Below are 20,728 nucleotides of genomic sequence, written 5' to 3'. Positions count from 1 at the left end.
ATTGCAGAGGCCGCCCGGCAAATCCGGGCGGCCTTTTGCGTTATCCAGTCAAGTCCAGTCGCGCTCGGTTTTCAACTTTTGCGATCAGGCGGCTTGCTGGACCGGCGACGCGGCGATGCCGACATCCCGCAGCGCTTCCTTCGCCGCCTCGTCAAGCGGGGTGTGCGGGATTTCGCCGATCACTTCTTCCAGCCGCGTCGAGACCAGCCGGTGCGCTTCGAACCGCAGATAGGACATCGAGACGATCTCGCGCCACATGGCGACGAACGGGCTGCCGGCGCGCAGCACCCACCAGGGCATGTAGGTGAGCTTGAGCTTGCGGCCCAGCGCCTTTTCGGCCGCGGCCTTGATGTCGAGGTCGGTGATCGCGTGGCCGGGGAAATTGATGGCCTCATAGGCGCCTAATTTGTCGAGGTTGCGGGCGAGGCCGACGAAAGCGACGGCGAAGTCCGGCAGATAGGCCCATTCGTGCACGAGGTCGGCCGGGCCGGGCGCGGTGTAGACGCCCTTGGCCATCTTGGCGGCGACGATGAGATCGAACCAGGAGCCTGAGCCGGTGCCGCCGAAGAAATCGCCGGCGCGCAGGACAATGGTGCGCACGCGGCCGGCGTCGGCCTCGCTGCGGAACAGCGCTTCCATGGCGCAGCGGATGCGGCCTTTCTCGGTGGTCGGATGGAACGGCGTCGCCTCGGTGATCACCTGCGGCATCGGCGAGCCGTAATTGTAGACGGTGCCGGGGAACAGATGCAGCGCGTTGTTGGCGTGGCAGGCGGCCATGACGTTCTCGGCCATCGGCATGCACTTGCCCCAGTCGGTGTAGATCGGGTTCAAACCGTTGAAGACGATGTCGACGCCTTCCGTCGCAGCAATCAGCGACTGGCGATCGAGCGCGTCGCCGGCGACGGCCGTTGCGCCCTTGAGTTCGGCCGGCACCTTGCCGGTGCGGGTGACGGCGCGGACATCGAAGCCGGCGTCGATGAAGGCCTTGCCAACCACGCGGCCCAGCCGGCCATTGGCGCCCAGAATTGCGATCTTGCTCATTTGTTCTCTCCTTGTTCGAGGCGACGGGATCAGCCCGTCGCCTCGGGATTTCTCTTGGCTCAGTGATTGCCGAAGAGGTCGCGGTTGCTGCCCTGGACGACCGGCTTCCGATCGGTCCCATCCGACTTGCCGATCGACGTGGTGACCGTGTTGTCGGTGCCGATGACAGCCGGCTGGCTGGCACCGTTCGGGTCGTACTTGTCACTGCCGGCAAAGGCAGTGCCGGCGGCAATGAGGAGGGCGGCGGCGGTGAGGGTGATCCTGGTCATTTGAAGTTCTCCTGGTTGGGGTTTGCAGTCCGTAGCGGTGTTTGCAGGGGGAATATCGGCCCTCTATCGATGAATTGAAATTGACCATGGGTGTAGTTTTGATATTCATTATTGAATGAGTGAGATCGACTGGAATCTGATCAAGAGCTTCGTCACGGTCGCGGAAACCGGCAGTCTGTCGGCGGCGGCGCGAAAGTTGTCCGCCAGCCAGCCGACACTTGGCCGTCACATCGGGGAGCTGGAGCAGGCGCTCGGCGTCATCCTGTTCCGCCGCGGTCGGAACGGCTACGCGCTGACGGAAGCCGGGGCAACGCTGTTCGAACGCGGCAAGGCCGTCAGCGAACAGGCGAGTGCCTTTTCAAGGCTGGCGCTGGGTTCGGTCGAGGCGATCGAAGGCACGGTGCGCATTGCAGCCAGCGAGGTGGTCGCTGCCTATGTGCTGCCCGACATGATGGCGCGGCTCGGCGTCGAGGAGCCCGGGATCGAGGTCGAGATCGTCGCTTCGAACCAGGTCGAGAACCTGCTGCGCCGAGACGCCGACATCGCCATCCGCATGGTCAAACCGGCGCAGAACGAACTGGTGGCGCGCAAGGTCTGCGATATCCCGCTCTGCGCCTGCGCCGCCATTGCCTATCTCGACCGGCGCGGCCGCCCGCTCGGACCGGCCGATCTCGTCGATCATCCCTTAATCGGCTTTGATCGCAGCGACGAGATGATCCGAGGCTTTGCGCAATTCGGCCTCCCGGTCACCAGGAGCAGTTTCCGCTTCAGGGCCGACAACCAGATCGTCCTGTGGGAGGCGGTGCGGGCGGGGAATGGCATTGGTCTTGGCCAGGAGCCGCTGGCCGATCGCGATCCACTGGTGGAGAAGGTGCTGCCCGGCCTGCCGCTGCCTAGCCTGCCCGTGTGGCTCGCCATGCATCGCGATGTGCGCACCAGCATGCGCATCCGCCGCGTGGCGGATTTTCTCCATGAGGAATTGAAGCGCTATTCGGCAGGAACAGGGTCGGGCGCGAATTCAGCGCGGTGAGCGAGCCCGGCCATCAGCAGCACGATAACCAGAAGGCCGGAGAGCGCGATGAAGATCGGGCCGAAGCTCGAATGCTCGGCGACGAAGCCGATTGCCGACGGCGCCACCAGGATGCCGGAATAGCCCATGGTGGTGACGACGCTCATGCCGGTGCCCGACGACATGCCTTCCTGGTTGCCGCCGGCCGAAAACAGGATCGGCACCATGTTGGCGATGCCGAAGCCGCAAAGCGCGAAGGCGGCGATGGCAAAATAGGGCGAGGGCGACAGGCCGGCCATCAGCATGCCAGCTGCGGCGACCAGCGCCGAGCCGCGCAATGTCGCCACCGCGCCGAAGCGGTTGCGCACGCCGTCGCCGAGGAAACGCATCAGCGCCATGACGCCCGAGAAGGCCGCATAGGCGAGGCCTGCCACGGCGAGGTCGGCGCCAAGTTCCTGGTGCAGATAGAGCGCCGCCCAGTCGAGCACCGCGCCCTCCGAGATCATGGTGAGCAGCGCCATCAGGCCGACCAGATAGACGATCGTGTGGCGCGGCAGCGTGAATTTCCGATGCTCGACCGCCTGCGGTTTGTCCTCCGCAATGAGGTAGCCAATGGCGAAGGCGATGACGACAAAGGCGACCGCCGTCACCGCGACAGCATGGGCGAGGTAGCCGTAGGTCTGGATCGAGTAGCCGCCGAGCGCGCCGCCGGCGAAGCCGCCAAGGCTCCAGAAGCCGTGCGACGACGACATGATCGCCCGGGAAAGCCTTCTTTCAACCACTACGGCATTCGAGTTCATGGCGACATCCATGCCGCCGATCGAGCCGCCGAAGATGAGCATGGCAATTGCCGCCAGGGGAACGTTGGGCGCCAGCGCCACCACCAACAGGCCGAAGCTGCCGCAGATGCCGAACAACCGCGTCACCGTGCGCGAGCCGTGCCTGGAAATCAGATGGCCGCACCAGGTCATGGAGATGACCGCGCCGACGCCGAACAGAAGGATCAGCAATCCGAGCGTGAATTTGGTGATGTCGAGCCGGGTGAGGAACACCGGAATCTGCGGCGCCCAGCTGCCGGTCAGAAATCCGTTGGCAAGGAAAATACCGGCGACGGCCCAGCGGCCGCGGATGGCTGCCTGCATGGCTGTTGGCACGTTCATGGCTCGAATCCGCTATGCAAATGGCTTTTCGCGAGAAATTAGATCGATTCAATTTGCAGTCAAGAACCGCGCTAGGGAAGTGCTTGGACCAAGGGAAACCGGCGGTCGGCGCCGATCAGCTCGCGACTTCGTCATTCTAGGGTCTGCGCGCGTCGCTTCGCTCCTTGCTCCGCCCTAGAATGACGAAGCCGCGGGGGCGAAGCATGTAGACCGCTCAGTGATCCTTCGGCCGCCTTGCCTCGAACTCGGCCTTCTTGGCCTCCGACGCTTCTGTCTGGTTAAGCGCCTGCCATTCGGCATAGGGCATGCCGTAGACAATCTCGCGCGAGGCATCCTTCGACAGCGCCACGCCTTCGGCCTCGGCGGCCTCGCGATACCAGTTGGACAGGCAGTTGCGGCAGAAGCCGGCGAGGTTCATCAGGTCGATGTTCTGGACATCCCCGCGTCCGCGCAGGTGCTCGACCAGACGGCGGAAGGCGGCCGCTTCGAAATCACGCTTCTGTTCATCGCTGAGTTGGGTCATCTCGCGAAACTCCCGGCCTGATGGCCTTCTCAAACCGGCCCAGTGCGCGAGCCGAACATCTTCACCGCATGTATATCGGCACGACGGTCGATGGCGTCAACGATCGGCGCAAGCCGTTCGGCCCAGGCGAGCGCGCCGGCTCGGTCGGCGATCAGGTCCTGGCGAATCTCGATCAGCGCATGGGCGTAGCCGTTGACGATGGCGTGCCGGAACATGGTATCGCCGCGCAGCGCGCCGTCATAAGGCTCGTTGTCGCCGACGACGAGGTTGTTGTCCTGCGCCAACAGGTCGATCAGCGGGCGCGCGACGCGTTCGTCGAGATCCCACAGCACGCCGACATGCCAGGGGCGCACCAAACCCTGCATCACCGGCGTGAAGGAATGCACCGAGAAGATGAAGGGCGCCCTGCCCGAAGCGTGAGCGACCGAGGCGATCATAGCGCCGACGGCATCGTGATAGGGGCGATAGAAGCGGTCGAGCCGCCGCTCGCGCTCTTGCGCCGACATCGGATAGTTTGCCGGCACGATGGTGCCGTCATAGAGCTGGCGGATCAGCGTCGGGTCGTCCTCGCCACGGTTCGGATCGATCAGAAGCCGCGAGAAGCCGGCAAGCACGGCCGGCGCGTCGAGCGCCGCCGCCAGCTCGCGCGTCACCGTCTCGACGCCGATGTCATAGGCGATGTGACGGTCGAATTCAGATGGCGGCAAACCGAGGCTGGCGTATTCCTCGGGAAGATCGCGCCGGGCATGATCCGCCAGAAGCACGATGCCTTTCTTGCGATCGCCCTCGACAATGTCGAAGGGCGCGAAAACTGTGGATCGGGTCATCGGCTGAAAAGGGGCTGGTCACTTGGGTGTGCTATCGTCATTCCACGAAGAGGGCGCTGGCGCAATGCCGTTGTTTGGCCAAGGTTTCTGCAAAAAATCCAGGACAGGACAGGATTTTGCGCCTCGGGCTCTTCTAAATCGATTGGAACTGAACAAAACGGCGCGTTGACATGCGACCGGAGTTTGCTGAAAAGAGGCTTCGAGAGATGCAAATGTGGTTCGCGAGGGATTTCGGAATGGGTTTAGCCGGCAGGCTGCGCAAGCGCCTCACGCTGCCGTTCCTGTTCGTCGCCGCGGGATTATGCGCAATGGCCATGACCTCGCCGGCCCGGGCCGACTTCCGCGTTTGCAACGCGACGCAAAATCTGGTGGGCGTCGGCATCGGCTATCGCGCCAAGGCCGGCTGGATCACCGAGGGCTGGTGGCACATCGAAGGATCGACCTGCAAGACGTTGATCGAGGGCCCGCTGTCATCAAGGTTTTACTATCTTTATGCAGAAGACGCCGAGCGTGGCGGGCGCTGGGATGGCCCGATCAACATGTGCGTGGCCGAAAAAGAGTTCAAGATCGCCGGCGTGAATGATTGCGTCGCCCGGGGCTTTCAGCGCGCCGGATTTCAGGAATATGACACGGGCGAGCAGGCAAGCTGGATGGTCCAGCTGACCGACGAGCCCGCAACGGGAGGCGCGCCGAACGCCCCCGCCCCGGGAACAAACAGTCAATGAGACGCAGCCGCAAGGTCAAAATCCTCGCCACCATCGGTCCGGCATCCTCTTCCGAGGAGATGCTGAAAAAGCTTTTCGAAGCCGGCGCCGATGTCTTCCGCATCAATATGAGCCATACCGACCACGAGCTGATGCGCACGCTGGTCGGCCGCATCCGCGCCGTCGAGGAAGCCGTGGGCCGCCCGATCGGGATCCTCGCCGATCTGCAGGGGCCGAAGCTCAGGGTCGGCAAATTCGCCAACGTCAAGGAAGCGCTGACCGCCGGCCAGACCTTCACACTCGACGACAATCCGGAGCCCGGCACGTCGAAGCGTGTCTACCTGCCGCACCCGGAAATCCTGAGCTCCGTCGAGGCCGGTCACCGACTTTTGATCGACGACGGCAAGCTCGAGCTCAAGGCGGTGAAGGCAGATGGCAAGTCGATCACTTGCACCGTCGTCGCCGGCAGCGGCATTTCCGACAAGAAGGGCGTCAGCCTGCCCGACACCGACCTCCCGGTCGGCGCGTTGACCGAGAAGGATCGCGCCGATCTCGACGCGGTGCTGGCCGCCGGCGTCGACTGGGTGGCGCTGTCCTTCGTGCAGCGCCCAGAGGATCTGGCCGAAGCGCGCAAGATCGCGCGCGGCCGGGCGCTCATCATGGCCAAGATCGAGAAGCCGCAGGCCGTCGCCCGGCTGGCCGAGATCATCGAATTGTCCGACGCGCTGATGGTGGCGCGCGGCGACCTCGGTGTGGAAATGCCGCTGGAAGCCGTGCCCGGCATCCAGAAGCAGATCACGCGCGCGGCGCGCCGCGCCGGCAAGCCGGTGGTGGTCGCCACGCAGATGCTGGAATCGATGATCACCGCACCGGTGCCGACCCGCGCCGAGGTTTCGGACGTTTCCATCGCCGTCTTCGAAGGCGCGGACGCGATCATGCTTTCGGCCGAATCCGCCGCCGGCGCCTATCCGGTCGAAGCGGTTGCCATGATGAACCGCATCGCCGCCAAGGTCGAAACAGATCCGACCTATGCCGGCATCATCAACGCCCAGCGCTCCGAGCCGGAAGCGACCGGCGCCGATGCCATCTCGCTGGCCGCCCGCGAAATCGCCGAGACGCTGAAGCTGTCGGCGATCATCACCTACACGGCATCCGGCACCACCGGTCTGCGCGCCGCGCGCGAACGCCCGCAAGTGCCGATTATCGCGTTGTCGCCGATCCTCAACACGGCGCGCCGGCTGTCGCTTTTGTGGGGCACGCATTGCGTCGTCTCGCCGGATGCGACCGACCTCGACGACATGGTCGACAGGGCCTGCCGCATCGCCCTGGAGGAAGGTTTCGGCAAGGTTGGCGACCGCGTCATCATCACGGCCGGCGTGCCGCTGCGAACGCCCGGTTCGACCAACATGCTGCGCATCGCCTATGTCGGGTCGGACGCGCATTAGTCGTTAGCTGGCCTTGAACGCATGCCTCTAAGCGGTTTTCAACGCGTCGCAATTCTGGAGGCTCTGGCTGCGGCTTCGGCGTGGTCTATGCGTTGAAGGAACCGGGCCGCGCGCGGAACGGGGTCGTGTAGGTACTGATCCGGGCCCAGTATCTTTCGCCGGTTGAGCTCGGCAGTATCGAGCAGATCGAAATCGGCCCTGGCGATCGTGCAGTGCCACCCGGCGCTGCGTGAAGCCCAGCCCTTGGCGTGGTATTCCAACAGCCGCTCACGCGCGGAATAGCCGTGATAGTCGAAGGCAATCACGCCGTCCGTCACATAGATATGGTTTCCGGAAAGCCCTCACCCGGAATGATCTGCTCGCCGTAAAATCCCCCCAGAGGGGGATGCTCGAGAAAGACGCCCGCAAGAATGGCGCAAGCGCCGTGACCGAAGAATATGCGGTCCGGCAATGCCCATCGCTTCTCCGGGTTTTTCTTGATGCCGTGCTTCAAGACATACATGCGATACTCAGGTAGGCGCGAGTTCCGCGTCGGGAACCCGGATGTCGGGGCATTTGTCGTCGTTGTAGGCGTCGCCGGCGATCCGTGCTTCCACGGTTTTTGCCATGGCCTGGAGGTCGACCGGCGCGCCGGCGATTTTTTCGATGGCGCCGACGACGAGGTCCGATGCAATCCAGTCGGACTTGTGGCCGAGATTGCGAACCCAGACGAGCTCGGCGCCAGCAATGTCGCGCTCAAGGCCGACGGAGTGGATGGTGGCGTAGACGATCTTGTCGCGGTCACCTGAAATGATCACGGTCGGCGCCTTGATATCATGGTAGTCAGGCGAGGCGGACTGCGCATAGGCATAGAGCTGCGCGACATCGATGGCGTTGGCCCGGAATGCGCGTGGACGCAACACCAGCGGGATCGAGGCATTGTCGATATAGCCATCGGGCATTTTGTTCGGGGAGAAGACGCAGGCCGTCGCATCGCCGATCTGCGCCATGCCCGCCGGATAGGCCAGCGTCTGCGCAAACAATTGGCCGATCACCGGAATGGCCGTCAGTTTGTAGTACCAGGCGGTCGCGCCGCCCGGCCAGGGGTGGCTGGCGGGCGACAGGAAGACGAGGCCGAGCGTTTTCTCGGGGTGCTGGCGGGCCAAAGCCGTGGTGACCGCGCCGCCGAAGGAATGGCTGACAATGATGGCTTTGGCGATGCCAAGGCGATCCATCAAGGCGGCAATCGTATCGGCTTGCGCGGCAAGCGTGTCATTGTCGCCGCGGCCCGACCAGCCAAAGCCCGGGCGGTCGAGGAACAGCATCTCGGCGCGGCCTTCAAGCAAAGGCCTGAGCGGCAGCATCTGGTCTTTCAGATTGGCGCTGGCGCCATGGATGAAGACGATCGGCGGCAGCTTGGCGCCGGCAGGTGCGGGGACATGGACATAGTGGATGCGCGCGCCATTGATGTCGACGAATTCACCGACAGGCGGATTGCGGCGCTCGATCAGCCAGACACCGGTGCGGGTAACGCCGGCAAGGGCGAAGACAAGGGCGACAAGGAAGAGGAGCGCGGCGCAGATGAGGTTCATGCGGGGAGATACGGGGGTGGCGGGGGATTAGTTTGGTAGGCAGTAGGCAGTAGGCAGTAGGCAGTAGGCAGTAGGCAGTAGGCAGTAGGCAGTAGGCAGTAGGCAGTAGGCAGTAGGCTATCCTTCCCCTATTCCCTACTGCCCAATTCCTACTGCCTAAATTCCTTCCCCAGCCAGCTCTTCCGAAATCGCGGACACCTGGTCTTGGGCGCTGCGCATCATCGGATAGATCGCCAGCACCTTCTGCCAGGCTTCGAGCGCGGACTGCTTGTGGCCGGTCTCGGTCATGATCTGCGCCAGGCCCGAAAGCGCGCCGAAATGGCGCGGCTCGAGTTGCAGGGTGCGGTCGATGTCGGCCATCGACTTCCCGTAGTTCTTCATCATGAAATGCACGGTGGCGCGGCGGTTCCAGCCCTCGGCATAATCCGGCTGCAAGGTCACGACCTGGTCGAGGAAATCGAGCGCGACGTCGAATTTCTGGTCCTGGGTCGCCTTTTGCGCCCATTGCATCATCAAGTCGATCGAGGCGCTGCCCGACTGGTTCCATTCGTTCCAGATGCGGCCGGCAATGCGCTCGGCCGCCTTCTCGTTGCGCTCGCGCTTCAATTCGGTGAAGAGCTGGTCGAGGCGACCCTGCTTGGTCGGAGCTGCCGGCGGCGGTGTCGCGGCGGGAGGCGCGGCATCCGGGGGCAGATCGCCTTGCACCACTTCCGCGCCTGCGGGCAAAGCTGTGCCGGAAAGCAATAATACGGTGAAAAATGCAAAAAGAATCCGCATCGCCGGAATCTAATCCCGGACGGCGGATCGGCAAAGTGATTTTAGCGTGAGAGGGTCGGCGAACCGGCGATCGACATCAGCGCGGCGTGGTTTCTTCGTGCATGTCGTTCCCCAAAAGCCGCTTAGGCGCTTTTGGAAGACATGCACCAAGCCGCGCGCAAAGCTCAGCCCTGGCGCGCCTTGTAGCGCGGAGCGGTCTTGTTGATGATGTAGATGCGTCCCTTGCGGCGAACCAGCTGGTTGTCGCGGTGACGCGCCTTGAGCGCCTTGAGCGAATTCTTGATCTTCATGGTCTTGCCTGTTCGGTCAGGGCCCTTGCCGGGCCGAATTTTTAAAGGCGCGCCCGAAAAAAGCGCGCCTTTGAACTTGCGTGGCTCATAAACGAGGAGTCTTGCCCGTGTCAACCACATGCGCATGCCTGAATGCCACAGATGGCCGGGACTTATCAAATATTCGCCTTTACGGCGGCGCGGCATTGCGCGACTCAAGGGCGGCTGGGATGGTGTTCAACCCCCAAGCGAGTGGAGATCCCGATGCGCCGCCTCTTTCTGCTCGCCAGCCTTGCCCTTTTCGCTACCGCCTCGGGTGCGGTCGCCCAGGAGTGCGACCGCAACGACGACAGCCAGTCGATGATGAACATCTGCGCCGGTGCCGATTACCAGGCCGCCGACGCCAAGCTCAACGCCGCTTACCAGGAACTCGTCAGACGCAACGATCAGGCCTCGAACAAGCTCCTGCAGACCGCACAGCGCGCCTGGATCGCCTTCCGCGACGCCGAATGCGCCTATTCGACCGCCGACAGCGAAGGCGGCTCTATCCATCCGATGGAAGTGTCGATGTGCCTGACCGGACTGACCACTGCGCGCACCAAGCAGCTCACCTCCGGCGCCAATTGCAAGGAAGGCGATACGAGCTGCGGCAACTCGGACGAAGATCAGGATATGCAGTAATCCTGCAATCCTAGCTTAGGGGGTAATTCGCGTGAAATGGCCCATCTTGCGGCCGGGGCGCGACTCGGCCTTGCCGTAGAGATGCAGCATCAGATCGGGTTCGGCTAAAAGCGCCGGCACTTTCAGCATGTCGTCGCCGATCAGGTTTTCCATCACGCAGTCAAAATGGCGCGTTGGCGCGCCCAACGGCAGGCCGGCGACGGCGCGGATGTGCTGCTCGAATTGCGAGACGACGCAAGCGGCCTCCGTCCAATGGCCGGAATTGTGCACGCGCGGCGCCAGTTCGTTGGCCAGAAGCGAACCATCGGCAAGAACGAAGAACTCGACGCCGATGACGCCGACATAGTCGAGGGCGATGAGGATTTTCGAGGCGGCGTCCTTGGCGGCGGCGGCCGTCTCGGGCCGGATCGCGGCCGGCAGCGTGGAACTGCGCAATATACCTTCGCGATGCACGTTCTCGGCCGGATCATAGGCGGCGACCTTGCCATCCAGCCCGCGCGCGGCAATAACCGAAATCTCGCGATCGAAGGCGACGAGCGATTCCAGAATCAGCGGCACATTGCCCATCGCCTCGCAGGTGCCGGCAAAGCCGCCGGTCTCCATGTTGCGGAAGACGCGCTGGCCCTTGCCATCATAGCCCATGCGGCGGGTCTTCAAAACGCCGCTGCCATGAAATGTCTTCAGCGCCGCCGTCAGTTGCTCGTCATTGTCGACGGCGCGGAACTCGGCGGTCGGAATGCCGATGCCGTTGAGGAAGCTCTTTTCCGTAACGCGGTCCTGCGCCACTTCCAGCGCACGCGCCGGCGGATAGACCGGAATTTTTGCGGCGAGCGTCTGGGCAGCGGCAACCGGAACGTTTTCGAATTCATAGGTGACGACGTCGCTGGCGGCGGCCAGTTCCGCAAGTGCTGCCGCATCGTCATAGGCGGCGACGATCTGCCGGTTGGCGACTTGGCTCGCCGGACAGTCGGGCTGCGGTTCCAGGACGATCGTGCGGTGGCCAAGCTTGGCGGCAGCCATCGCCAGCATGCGGCCGAGCTGGCCGCCGCCGATGATGCCGATCGTCGATCCGGGGGCGAGGCTCACGGCGTGTCCGTCGGTTCGAACGCGACCTTGGCGGTCTGCGCGGCGCGCCAGGCTTCCAGCCGGGCCGCTAACTTGTCGTCGTTGAGCGCCAGCACCGCGGCGGCGAGAAGCGCGGCATTGGCCGCGCCGGCCTTGCCGATGGCCAGGGTGCCGACCGGGATGCCGGCCGGCATCTGCACGATGGACAGCAGCGAATCCTGGCCGGACAGAGCCTTGGATTCGACCGGAACGCCGAAGACGGGCAGCAGCGTCATCGCCGCCGTCATGCCGGGCAGATGCGCCGCGCCGCCGGCGCCGGCGATGATCACCTTGTAGCCGGCAGCCTTGGCGCCCCTGGCGAACTCATAGAGGCGGTCGGGCGTGCGGTGGGCCGAGATGATCAGCCTTCTGTGCGGGATGCCGAGCGCCTCAAGCGTTTCCGCCGCCTGGCGCATCGTCGCCCAGTCGGACTGGCTGCCCATGATGATAGCGACGTCGGCACGCTGGTCGGTCAAGGGTTCGCTCCCCGGCAAAGGCGCGCCTTAGCGGAATTCGCCTGTTGTCGCAAGGATGTCGCGCTTGCCGGGGCGCTCAGTCCGGCCAGCGCAGCGAACCGGAAGAATCCTTGCGGGCCACCTTCATCGCATCCGCGGGCCTTTCCTTAGCCGTCAGCGCGGCGCGCAGCTGCTCGGCCACGACCTCGGCCTCGCCGGGATGCAAGTTGCATGGATCGAGGAAGAAATGGCCGCGCTCGACCTCGTGGTTGCGCACGATGACGGGCGGCGAGCCGGCGGCAAGGGCGGTGGCGAGGCCGGCGGCGGTGAAGCGGCTTTGCGGATGGACGAAGACCTGCAGGCGGTCGAGGGGATTGTTGGTCGGGTCTGGAATGATCTCGGCGCCGATACCCGGGATGCCCTGCAGCGCATCCTTCCACAGATGGAGCGCCGCTTCCTCGCGCCGGCGGATGCCGGCATGGTCGCGCTTTTCCCATGCTTCCAGCGCCGCCATGGTGCCGGCGATGCTTTCCTTGCCGACCTTCATGGCGCGCGCGACGCCGCGGTTCTGCAGATAGGCGGTGCGCACCAGGTCCTTGCGGCCGGTGACGATGCCGCTGGTCGGGCCTGAGAGGAATTTGTGGCCGCTGTAGACGACGATGTCGGCGCCGCGCGCCAGGAAGCTGCGCAGATCGTATTCCGAGGCCGCGTCGACGACGACCGGCACGCCCTTGGCGTGGCAGATCTCGCAGAACTCCTCCAGCGAAAGCATGCCGTATTGCACGGTGTGATGGGCGACGACGTAAAGTGCGGCCGCCGTGCGTTCGTTGATCGCCTCGCGCACATGATAGTCCTGGGTGACGCTGACGGTGCCGGCAGGAATGACCTTGGCGCCGGCGACGCGGATCGACTGGTCGATCGGCGCGCCGTAATTGACGATATGGCCGAGCTGGATGACGACCTCCGACTTCAGACCTTCCGTATCGTCGGGCAGGCGTTCGATTGCCAGCAGGTTGGTGCCGGTCATCGCGCCGGCGATCGCCATGGTGATGCCGGAGGCGCAACAGGCGGTGATAAAGCCGGCCTCGCCGCCGGTGAGGCGCGCGACCACCGCGCTCGCGGCGCGCTGCAGATCGTCCATCTCCACCCATTGCGAGGCGATCTCGGCCATGGCGCTGATCGCTTCGGGAACGATGATCGAGGCGCCGAGCGTCGTCATCGTGCCGGAGACGTTGATGATCGGCCGCAGGCCCAGCCGCTCGCGGATCGTGGTGTTGGAGCCGGCGGAGGAAGTGGTTTTCATATGAGCTAATCCCGTTGGTGTCAGGCCGCGATCTCGACGACCGCTTCGATTTCGACAGTGATGTTTCCAGGCAGCGAGCCGACGCCGATCGCCGAGCGCGCATGGCCGCCTATTCTGTCGAAGACGTTGGCGAACAGATCGGAGCAGCCATTGACCACCTTGGGGTGATCGCTGAAATTCGGCGTCGCGTTGACGAAGCCGAGCAGCTTGACGACGCGCACGATGCGGCCGAGGTCGCCCGCCGCCGCATGCATGACGGCAAGCAGATTGAGGCCGGTGAGGCGGGCGTGCTCGTAGGCTTGCGCGACGGTGACATCGTCGCCGACCTTGCCGGTGCAAAGCGTGCCGTCGGCGCGCAGCGGCCCTTGGCCGGAGAGGAAGATCAACCGGCCGCTCTCGGCATGGGTGACGAAATTGGCGATGGGCGTGGGCGGCTCGGGCAGGGTCAGGCCGAGTTCGGCGAGCCGGATGTAAGGCGACATGGGAAGGCTGCTCCTTGGACGGCAAAAGCCGTCCGGCTTTTTCTAAAAATGCGAGGCGCGGAAGCGCGCCAGGAAGGTGCGGAGGCGTTCGTTGGTGGTTTCCGCGGCGAGAACCTCCTTCGGCGGGCCGACAGCAGAAACGCCGCCATCGGCCATGAAGACGATGCGGCTCGAGGCATCGCGGGCGAAGGCCATTTCATGGGTGACCATCACCATGGTCATGCCGTCCTCGGCGAGGCTGCGCACGACGGCCAGCACCTCGCCGACGAGTTCCGGATCGAGCGCGGAGGTGATCTCGTCGAGCAGCAGTATTTTCGGCTCCATGGCCACCGCGCGAGCAATGCCGACGCGCTGCTGCTGGCCACCGGAAAGCTCGGCCGGCAGGCTGTCGGCCTTGTGGCCGAGGCCGACGCGGCCAAGCCAATGCTCGGCGATCGTGCGCGCCTCGGCCTTGCTCTTGCCGCGCACCTTGGTGAGGCCGAGCATGATGTTGCCGGCGGCGGTCAGATGCGGGAAGAGATTGAAGCCCTGGAAGACCATGCCGGTTTCGGCGCGCATCGCGGCCAGGTCGCCCTCGCTGCGCCGCTGGCGTGTGCCGCTGTCACGAGCAGGACCGGGGCGAAACCCGACCTCCTTGCCGTCGATGCGGATCGAGCCGCTGTCATAGCTTTCAAGGAAGTTGACGCAGCGCAAAAGCGTGGTCTTGCCGCTGCCGGACGGGCCGATGACGGTGACCACCTCGCCCTTGGCGACCGTCAGGCTGACCGCGCGCAGCACCTCGACCGAGCCGAAGGCTTTCGAGACCCCGGCAATATCGAGAAGCGCTGGTTTGTCGTTGGAGCTTGTGGCCATCGTGCTAGTCCCGGATGAAGGCAAAGCGCCGTTCCAGCCTGCGGCTGGCATATGATAGCGCGTAGTTGACGGCGAAATAGATCAGGGCGCCGAGGATATAGAGCGGCATCGCCTCATAGGTGCGGCCGATGACCTGGTTGATCGCCTGCATCAGATCGGTGATGCCGAGCAGCGAGACCAGCGCGCTGCCCTTCACCGCATCGGTGACGCCGTTGATCCACGGCGGCAGGAAGCGGCGAAAGGCCTGCGGGAAGATGACGTAGGCAAGCCGCTGGCGGAAGGTCAGGCCGATCGCCATCGCCGCCTCCGACTGGCCCTTGGGGATCGAGCCGACCGCGCCGCGCAGATATTCGACGACCTGCGCCGTCTTGAACAAGGTCAGCGCCAGGACAGCGGCCCAGAAGGACTGCAGGTGCACGCCGACGGCCGGTAGGCCGTAATAGACGAAGAAGATCAGCACCAGGATCGGGATGCCGCGGATGGTGTCCGAGAAGATGCGCACCGCCCAGCGAATGGGCGCCGGACCGTAGACCAGGCCGGCGCCGAGGATGATGCCGGCGATCAGCGACAGCACGACGACCAGGAAAGACACCCAAAGCGTCAGCGCGAAGCCTTGGGCGAGGAAGGGCAGGGCGTAGGCGATCTGGCCAAGCATCTCAGCGCGCCGTCCTGTACCAGCGCTCGACCAGCCTAAGCGCAAAGAGCAGCACGTAGCCGGTGACCAGGTACATCGCCGTCACCACGAGATAGACCTCGACGATACGGAAGGTGTTGAAGTTGATCCACTGCGCGCCATAGGTCAGTTCCGGCACCGAGATGACGGAGGCGACCGAGGTATCCTTGAACAGCGAGATGAAGGTGTTGGAGAGCGCCGGCAGCGTGATGCGCATCATCGTCGGCAGCCGTACATGCAGCAGCCTTTGCCAGGGCGTCAGCCCGATCGCCTTGCCGGCGTCGAGCTGGCCGCGCGGCACGGCTTCGAGGCCGGAGCGGAAGACTTCGACCAGATAGGCGCCGCTGTAGAGCGCGAGCGTTGCCACGAAAGAGGTCTGGGCGCTGTAGGCGAGGTCGACGACCGTCGGCAGGCCGTAGAAGACCAGATAGACCAGCAGGATCAGCGGCACGTTGCGGATGAACTCGACATAGGCCGCGATGACGCCGCGCACGACACGGCCGGCCGAGACATACCAGACCGCCAGCACCAGGCCGATGACGACGCCGATGGCGATCGAGATCACGGCAAGCTCGAGGCTGAGCAGCAGCCCGCCCCACAGCTTGTCGAAATGCCGCCAGATCAGGTTGAAATTGAGCGTATAGCCCATGCGTTCCGTCTCTATGGCTCGGCGTGGCGGATCCAGGATCCGCCGCTCGCGAACCGGTGTCGAGGGAAAAACAGGCAGAAGGCGTCGCCTTCCGCCTGCCTTATCGAATGGCTCCTGGTCAGATGACCGGGAAACCCGGGTGACGGGCCGGCGGCTCCTGGCCGAAATATTCCTTGAAGGCGCCGTCATAAAGCGCCGTTTCATGGCCGAACATGGCGATGGTGAAGGTCTGGTTGACGAAGGTCAGCCAGTCGAGATCGCCCTGCCTGACGGCGGCGCCGTAGAGCATCGAATACCAGCTCTTGCCGGCATCGAAATACTTGTCGGGATTGCGCGAGGCGAGCCAGCGCACGGTCGACAGGTCGACGGCGGCGGCATCGGCGCGTTTCGATTCCAGCGCCTGCAGCACATTGGCCTGGGTGTCGATCTGCAACACCTGCGCCTGCGGCAAGGCGAAATGCACCGAGCTTTCGGCATCGACATTCTGCAAGATCGAGATGCGCGTGTTGGCGCCGTTCGCCAGCAGCTTGTCGAAGGTCTTGTTCTCCGAGCCCGGCAGCGTCAGAAGGGCCACGCCTTCGACATAGTAGGGCCGCGAGAAGTGGATCAGCTGCGAGCGCTGCGCCGTCATGGTCATGAACTGGATGGTGATGTCGACCTTGTTGGTCGTCACGTTCGGAATGCGCTGCGCCGGATCCTGCGGCACGAATTCGACCTTGGTCGGGTCGTCGAACAAGCCCTTGGCGAGGATACGGCCCATGGTGATGTCCATGCCGACAAGCTCGCCGGCATCGTTCTCGAAATGCCACGGCGCGTTGGTGCTGCCGGTGCCGACGATCAGCTTGCCGCGGTCGAGCGCGGTGCGCAGCACGCTGTCCGACGCGGCTTGCGCCGCCGCCTTCTCGGCGCTGATGGCGGTCAAAGCGCCGGCGGTGGCCAATCCGGCCATGCCCAGTTTCAGAAAATCACGTCTGCCGGTTGTGTCGTTCACGGCGACCTCCTTTGTTGATGTTCCCCAATCGATCAGCATACACGCGTCATAATCTGCAGTTGTCTCTTACAAGAGACGCGTGTATCCTGTACAAGACAGATACTAGCATTAGGAATCGACAATGCAAGATGGCGAAGTGCTGGCCGAATGGCCCGCGGATGACGCGAGCCCGGAGAAGCTCGCGACCTCGCGGGAAAAGGGCCTCAACCGCGTTCTGCAGATCCTTGAATTCCTGCATGGCAACCAGCGCGCCATCGGCATCGGTGAACTGGCCAAGCGGCTCAACGCGCCGCGCTCGACCACCTACACGCTGGTGCGCGAGCTGGTCGAAGCCGGGCTCTTGGAAATGGAAGGCGACGGCAACCGCGTCTATTTCGGCAAGAAGCTGTACCTCTATGGAATGGCTTATATGCGCGGCAACGACTTGCTGCGGCGCGGCCGCCAGGAGGTCGATACGCTGTCGCGCGAGACGGGCGAGACATCGGAACTCTGCATGCTGCAGAGTGGCCGCTACACCATAATCCATTCGAGCCCCGGCGCCCGGCCGTTCCGCATCAGCTCGGCCACCGGACTGCAGATCCCGCTGCCCTGGACGGCGTCGGGCCGGCTGCTGCTTGCCGGCCTCGATCGTGGCCGGATCGAAGCGATGATCGCGGAGGACGATCTCGTGCTGCCGGACGGCCGCAAGCTCGATATCGAGGATTTCATCGGCGACATAGGCAGGGCCCGCGTCGCCGGCTATTGCGTGACGTCCGGATTGGTCGACGCTTACACCAAATGCCTGGCGGCACCGGTGTTTTCGGCGCCCGGAAAGGTCGAGGCGACGATGTGCCTGGTGGTGCCGATCGACACAAATGAGGAGCGGACGCGCGAGCTGATCGCGTTGTTGCGCGATCGCGCGGCCAGGCTGTCGATTGGCGGATAGGGCGAAAGTCGAAGCGCCGACGCCTCAGGCGATGATGTCGGGAATGATGCGGTCTTCCAGCGCCGTCAGCCGGTCTTTCAGCAGCAGCTTTTTCTTCTTCATGCGCTGGATCTGAAGCGGGTCGCAGGCCATGGCGATCATGGCGTTGATCGCGGCGTCGAAATCGGCGTGTTCCTGTTTAAGCCGGGAGTATTCTAGGCGTACTTCAGCCTGTTCCTGTTCGGACATTATCTACCGTCTGCACTTGCAACGCCCAAGGCGGGCTGGTTGGGCGGGACCGGTGGGTTGGGACCGGCGGGCAGGCCTTACCACATTTCACATTGTCGTGGAATGCTACCACGTGGCATTCGACATCGAGATCGGTTGGTGGCAAACTGTCATCGTGCCGTCACAGACACGACCTGCGGTGGACGCGCCTGCGAACGGCTGCAATCGAGGAAACCATGAAAGGGAGAACCAATCATGTCTCTTGCATCCCATCTTGATGAGTTGCAGCGGAAACACGGTGATATCGAACGCGAAATCGACGATGCGATGAACCATCCATCGGTCGACGACCTCGAAATCGTGAATCTCAAGCGACGCAAGCTGGCAATCAAGGACGAGATTGAAAAGCTGAAAGGGAAACCGACCTCGCACTGAACTTCCTCAAGGCGACATAGCCGCACCCGCCGCGGCGTAACCCTCCGGTGGCAAGAAATGCCACCGGCTTGGTTCTTTTACCCAATACATCGACTGTTTAGGCCTGTATCAGCCAGCCTGATGCAGATCTTTGAGGGTGTGGCTGCCGGTCGCGGGGCAGGCAATTTGCCGGTTCCGACTGTCGCTTGCCATTGACAAGCCATCTTTGCTCCGCCACCTCATGCCCGGACCTTGCAGATAAAAGGCGGCCGGCATGACCGGGTATTTTTCCTCTCCTTTCGCGCGCCGGACATCGGTCGGCGTTTCGGTTGGCGGCGTGGTCGTCGGCGGCGGCGCGCCTGTCGTCGTGCAATCGATGACCAACACCGACACGGCCGATATCGACCAGACCGTCGCTCAGGTCGCGGCGCTGCATCGCGCCGGCTCCGAGATCGTGCGCATCACGGTTGACCGCGATGAGAGTGCGGCCGCCGTGCCGCGTATCCATGAACGGCTGGCCCGGCTTGGCATCAATGTGCCGCTGGTCGGCGATTTCCACTATATCGGCCACAAGCTTCTGGCCGACCATCCGGCTTGCGCCGAGGCGCTGGCGAAATACCGCATCAACCCCGGCAATGTCGGCTTCAAGGACAAGAAGGACCGCCAGTTCGCGGCGATCGTCGAAATGGCGATCAAGCATGACAAGCCGGTTCGCATCGGCGTCAATTGGGGCTCTCTCGACCAGGAGCTCTTGACCCGGCTGATGGACCAGAACCAGGCCCAGGGCTTTCCGCTGACGGCGCAGGAAGTGACCCGCGAGGCGATCGTGCAGTCGGCGATCCTGTCGGCCGAGATGGCCGAGGAGATCGGGCTTGGCCGCGACAAGATCATCCTGTCGGCCAAGGTCAGCGGCGTGCAGGATTTGATCGCCGTCTATACCGAGCTTGCCACGCGCTCCAACCATGCGCTGCATCTCGGCCTCACCGAGGCCGGCATGGGCACCAAGGGCATCGTCGCTTCGTCCGCCGCCATGGGCATCCTGTTGCAGCAGGGCATTGGCGACACGATCCGCATCTCGCTGACGCCGGAGCCGAATGGCGACCGCACGCGCGAGGTGCAGGTGTCGCAGGAACTGCTGCAGACCATGGGTTTCCGGCAGTTCGTGCCGATCGTCGCCGCTTGCCCGGGCTGCGGGCGCACCACATCCACCGTGTTCCAGGAACTGGCGCAGAATATCCAGGCCGACCTGCGCAAGAACATGCCGGTCTGGCGCGAGAAATATCCCGGCGTCGAGAACCTCAAGGTCGCGGTGATGGGCTGCATCGTCAACGGCCCCGGCGAATCCAAGCATGCCGATATCGGTATCTCGCTGCCCGGCACCGGCGAGACGCCGACGGCGCCGGTGTTCGTCGACGGCAAGAAGGCGGCGACGCTGCGCGGGCCCTCGATCGCGGCCGATTTCGAGAAAATGGTCGCCGACTATATCGACCAGCGCTACGGACACGGCAAAGCCGCGGCCGAGTAGGCTGATGCACCGTCTTCTCACGGTGATCCTGGCCTTGCTTTGCGGTCTAAGCGGGGTGACGGGCGCGTTCGCCGACCCGCCGCAGTCGCGATCCGCCGCCAAGCGGCTGATCAACCGGGTCTGCGACCTGATCGACACCGAGGCCGGCAAGAACGACCTGCCCAGGGATTTCTTCGCCCGGCTGATCTGGAAGGAAAGTCGCTTCGACCCCAACGCGGTGAGCCCGGTCGGCGCCGAGGGCATCGCGCAGTTCATGCCGGGCACCGCCAAGATGCGTGGCCTGGCCAACTCCTTCGATATCGAGCAGGCGCTCCCCGCCTCGGCGAAATATCTGGCCGAGATGAAGGCAAGCTATGGCAATCTCGGCCTTGCCGCTGCGGCCTACAATGCCGGCGAAAACCGCGTGTCGCGCTGGCTGGATTCCGGCGGCTTCCTGCCGATGGAGACGGAGAGCTATGTCTTCGACGTCATGGGCGAGCCGGTCGACAAGTTTTCCGACACCTCCTATGCCGGCACCATCCAGCCGCTCGATCCGAAGTTGAGCTTTGCCGTCGCCTGCCGCAGACTGCCGGTGATCATGTCGCAGACGGTCGCCATGGCCTCGATCAACATCAAGCCTTGGGGCGTGCAGATCGCCGGCAATTTCCGCCGCTCGGCGGCGATCGACCAGTGGCTCAGGGTGCGCAGCCGCTTCCCGGCGCTGCTCGCCAGCCACGACCCGGTGGTCAGCCGCGTGCGCACGCCGATCGGCAGGCGCGGCATCTACGCGGTCAGGATCGGCGCCGATTCGCGCGCCGAGGCGGACGGCATCTGCGGCAAGCTGCACGGCGTCGGCGGCGCTTGCGTGGTTCTGCGCAATCGGTAATGGCGGC

The 20,728-nt window shown here is 64.0% G+C and carries 25 protein-coding genes and 1 pseudogene; 8 read left to right on the top strand and 18 right to left on the bottom strand.

What is annotated here, in order from left to right:
* Window positions 1–84: 84 nt before the first annotated feature.
* A complete protein-coding gene (locus tag AB6802_RS26905) occupies window positions 85–1,041 on the bottom strand; it encodes an SDR family oxidoreductase (RefSeq protein ID WP_371013234.1) in 957 nt (318 codons plus the stop codon).
* A gap of 59 nt (window positions 1,042–1,100) precedes the next feature.
* Window positions 1,101–1,310 carry a DUF680 domain-containing protein gene (locus AB6802_RS26900; protein ID WP_371013233.1) on the bottom strand — a complete coding sequence of 70 codons (210 nt, stop codon included), beginning with the start codon at window positions 1,308–1,310 and terminating at the stop codon, window positions 1,101–1,103.
* Between the two features lie 115 nt (window positions 1,311–1,425).
* Between AB6802_RS26900 and AB6802_RS26895 the strand changes: the two genes are divergently transcribed.
* Window positions 1,426–2,340, top strand: a complete 915-nt coding sequence (locus AB6802_RS26895) for a LysR family transcriptional regulator (RefSeq protein WP_371013232.1) — start codon at window positions 1,426–1,428, stop codon at window positions 2,338–2,340.
* Here AB6802_RS26895 and AB6802_RS26890 read toward each other — a convergent pair.
* From AB6802_RS26890 to AB6802_RS26880, 3 genes are all read right to left on the bottom strand, one after another.
* Window positions 2,298–3,479: an MFS transporter gene (locus AB6802_RS26890; RefSeq protein ID WP_371013231.1), complete on the bottom strand. Its 1,182-nt coding sequence runs from the start codon at window positions 3,477–3,479 to the stop codon at window positions 2,298–2,300. The genes AB6802_RS26895 and AB6802_RS26890 overlap by 43 nt on opposite strands.
* Window positions 3,480–3,693: 214 nt before the next feature.
* The gene (locus AB6802_RS26885; protein ID WP_371013230.1) at window positions 3,694–4,002 is read right to left on the bottom strand and encodes a DUF1244 domain-containing protein; all 309 of its coding nucleotides are present in this window, start codon (window positions 4,000–4,002) and stop codon (window positions 3,694–3,696) included.
* A 29-nt stretch (window positions 4,003–4,031) separates the two neighbouring features.
* Entirely contained in the window at window positions 4,032–4,829 is a 798-nt protein-coding gene (locus AB6802_RS26880; RefSeq protein WP_371013229.1) for an N-formylglutamate amidohydrolase, read from the bottom strand.
* A gap of 170 nt (window positions 4,830–4,999) precedes the next feature.
* On the opposite strand from AB6802_RS26880, the gene AB6802_RS26875 reads away from it, so the two are divergent.
* Window positions 5,000–5,554: a DUF1036 domain-containing protein gene (locus AB6802_RS26875; protein ID WP_371013228.1), complete on the top strand. Its 555-nt coding sequence runs from the start codon at window positions 5,000–5,002 to the stop codon at window positions 5,552–5,554.
* Window positions 5,551–6,978, top strand: a complete 1,428-nt coding sequence (gene pyk, locus AB6802_RS26870; protein ID WP_371013227.1) for a pyruvate kinase — start codon at window positions 5,551–5,553, stop codon at window positions 6,976–6,978. Before AB6802_RS26875 ends, pyk begins: the two co-directional genes overlap by 4 nt.
* Before the next feature lie 38 nt (window positions 6,979–7,016).
* On the opposite strand, the pseudogene AB6802_RS26865 reads toward pyk, so the two are convergent.
* The 4 genes and pseudogenes from AB6802_RS26865 to ykgO form a co-directional block, all read right to left on the bottom strand.
* Window positions 7,017–7,480: pseudogene (locus AB6802_RS26865) on the bottom strand (hypothetical protein).
* Between the two features lie 7 nt (window positions 7,481–7,487).
* Window positions 7,488–8,549 (bottom strand): alpha/beta fold hydrolase, encoded by a 1,062-nt coding sequence (locus tag AB6802_RS26860; RefSeq protein WP_371013226.1) that lies wholly within the window; start codon window positions 8,547–8,549, stop codon window positions 7,488–7,490.
* A gap of 156 nt (window positions 8,550–8,705) precedes the next feature.
* The gene (locus tag AB6802_RS26855; protein ID WP_371013225.1) at window positions 8,706–9,326 is read right to left on the bottom strand and encodes a tetratricopeptide repeat protein; all 621 of its coding nucleotides are present in this window, start codon (window positions 9,324–9,326) and stop codon (window positions 8,706–8,708) included.
* A 164-nt stretch (window positions 9,327–9,490) separates the two neighbouring features.
* Window positions 9,491–9,616, bottom strand: a complete 126-nt coding sequence (gene ykgO / locus AB6802_RS26850; protein WP_006203764.1) for a type B 50S ribosomal protein L36 — start codon at window positions 9,614–9,616, stop codon at window positions 9,491–9,493.
* A 243-nt stretch (window positions 9,617–9,859) separates the two neighbouring features.
* On the opposite strand from ykgO, the gene AB6802_RS26845 reads away from it, so the two are divergent.
* Entirely contained in the window at window positions 9,860–10,276 is a 417-nt protein-coding gene (locus tag AB6802_RS26845; RefSeq protein ID WP_371013224.1) for a lysozyme inhibitor LprI family protein, read from the top strand.
* Window positions 10,277–10,291: 15 nt separating this feature from the next.
* Here AB6802_RS26845 and AB6802_RS26840 read toward each other — a convergent pair whose 3' ends face one another.
* The 8 genes from AB6802_RS26840 to AB6802_RS26805 form a co-directional block, all read right to left on the bottom strand.
* Window positions 10,292–11,362: a 5-(carboxyamino)imidazole ribonucleotide synthase gene (locus AB6802_RS26840; RefSeq protein WP_371013223.1), complete on the bottom strand. Its 1,071-nt coding sequence runs from the start codon at window positions 11,360–11,362 to the stop codon at window positions 10,292–10,294.
* On the bottom strand, window positions 11,359–11,856 hold the full coding sequence (gene purE, locus AB6802_RS26835; RefSeq protein WP_371013222.1) for a 5-(carboxyamino)imidazole ribonucleotide mutase: 498 nt from the start codon (window positions 11,854–11,856) through the stop codon (window positions 11,359–11,361). The genes AB6802_RS26840 and purE overlap by 4 nt, the downstream gene beginning before the upstream one ends.
* 76 nt (window positions 11,857–11,932) lie before the next feature.
* A complete protein-coding gene (locus AB6802_RS26830; protein WP_371013221.1) occupies window positions 11,933–13,138 on the bottom strand; it encodes an aminotransferase class V-fold PLP-dependent enzyme in 1,206 nt (401 codons plus the stop codon).
* A 20-nt stretch (window positions 13,139–13,158) separates the two neighbouring features.
* Window positions 13,159–13,620, bottom strand: a complete 462-nt coding sequence (locus AB6802_RS26825; protein ID WP_371013220.1) for a RidA family protein — start codon at window positions 13,618–13,620, stop codon at window positions 13,159–13,161.
* A 42-nt stretch (window positions 13,621–13,662) separates the two neighbouring features.
* The gene (locus AB6802_RS26820) at window positions 13,663–14,472 is read right to left on the bottom strand and encodes an amino acid ABC transporter ATP-binding protein (protein ID WP_371013219.1); all 810 of its coding nucleotides are present in this window, start codon (window positions 14,470–14,472) and stop codon (window positions 13,663–13,665) included.
* Window positions 14,473–14,476: 4 nt separating this feature from the next.
* The gene (locus tag AB6802_RS26815) at window positions 14,477–15,127 is read right to left on the bottom strand and encodes an amino acid ABC transporter permease (protein ID WP_371013218.1); all 651 of its coding nucleotides are present in this window, start codon (window positions 15,125–15,127) and stop codon (window positions 14,477–14,479) included.
* A 1-nt stretch (window position 15,128) separates the two neighbouring features.
* Window positions 15,129–15,794 (bottom strand): amino acid ABC transporter permease, encoded by a 666-nt coding sequence (locus tag AB6802_RS26810; RefSeq protein WP_371013217.1) that lies wholly within the window; start codon window positions 15,792–15,794, stop codon window positions 15,129–15,131.
* A 118-nt stretch (window positions 15,795–15,912) separates the two neighbouring features.
* Window positions 15,913–16,785 (bottom strand): transporter substrate-binding domain-containing protein, encoded by an 873-nt coding sequence (locus AB6802_RS26805; RefSeq protein WP_371013216.1) that lies wholly within the window; start codon window positions 16,783–16,785, stop codon window positions 15,913–15,915.
* Window positions 16,786–16,906: 121 nt separating this feature from the next.
* Here AB6802_RS26805 and AB6802_RS26800 point away from each other — a divergent pair, with 121 nt between their 5' ends.
* A complete protein-coding gene (locus tag AB6802_RS26800) occupies window positions 16,907–17,710 on the top strand; it encodes an IclR family transcriptional regulator (protein WP_371013215.1) in 804 nt (267 codons plus the stop codon).
* 24 nt (window positions 17,711–17,734) lie between these two features.
* Here AB6802_RS26800 and AB6802_RS26795 read toward each other — a convergent pair whose 3' ends face one another.
* A complete protein-coding gene (locus tag AB6802_RS26795; RefSeq protein WP_371013214.1) occupies window positions 17,735–17,938 on the bottom strand; it encodes a YdcH family protein in 204 nt (67 codons plus the stop codon).
* 234 nt (window positions 17,939–18,172) lie between these two features.
* Between AB6802_RS26795 and AB6802_RS26790 the strand changes: the two genes are divergently transcribed.
* The 3 genes from AB6802_RS26790 to AB6802_RS26780 all read left to right on the top strand — a co-directional run bounded on the left by AB6802_RS26790 (window position 18,173) and on the right by AB6802_RS26780 (window position 20,721).
* Window positions 18,173–18,352 (top strand): YdcH family protein, encoded by a 180-nt coding sequence (locus AB6802_RS26790; protein WP_371013213.1) that lies wholly within the window; start codon window positions 18,173–18,175, stop codon window positions 18,350–18,352.
* Between the two features lie 253 nt (window positions 18,353–18,605).
* Window positions 18,606–19,856, top strand: coding sequence for a flavodoxin-dependent (E)-4-hydroxy-3-methylbut-2-enyl-diphosphate synthase (ispG, locus tag AB6802_RS26785; RefSeq protein ID WP_371013212.1), 1,251 nt, complete (start codon window positions 18,606–18,608; stop codon window positions 19,854–19,856).
* A gap of 4 nt (window positions 19,857–19,860) precedes the next feature.
* Window positions 19,861–20,721, top strand: coding sequence for a transglycosylase SLT domain-containing protein (locus AB6802_RS26780; protein ID WP_371013211.1), 861 nt, complete (start codon window positions 19,861–19,863; stop codon window positions 20,719–20,721).
* Window positions 20,722–20,728 lie beyond the last annotated feature (7 nt).

This window comes from Mesorhizobium sp. RCC_202, assembly GCF_041355295.1.
Classification (GTDB): Bacteria; Pseudomonadota; Alphaproteobacteria; order Rhizobiales; family Rhizobiaceae; genus Mesorhizobium.
The sequence above is the reverse complement of the archived record's forward strand: the minus strand, read 5'-3'. Positions and strand labels throughout refer to the sequence as shown.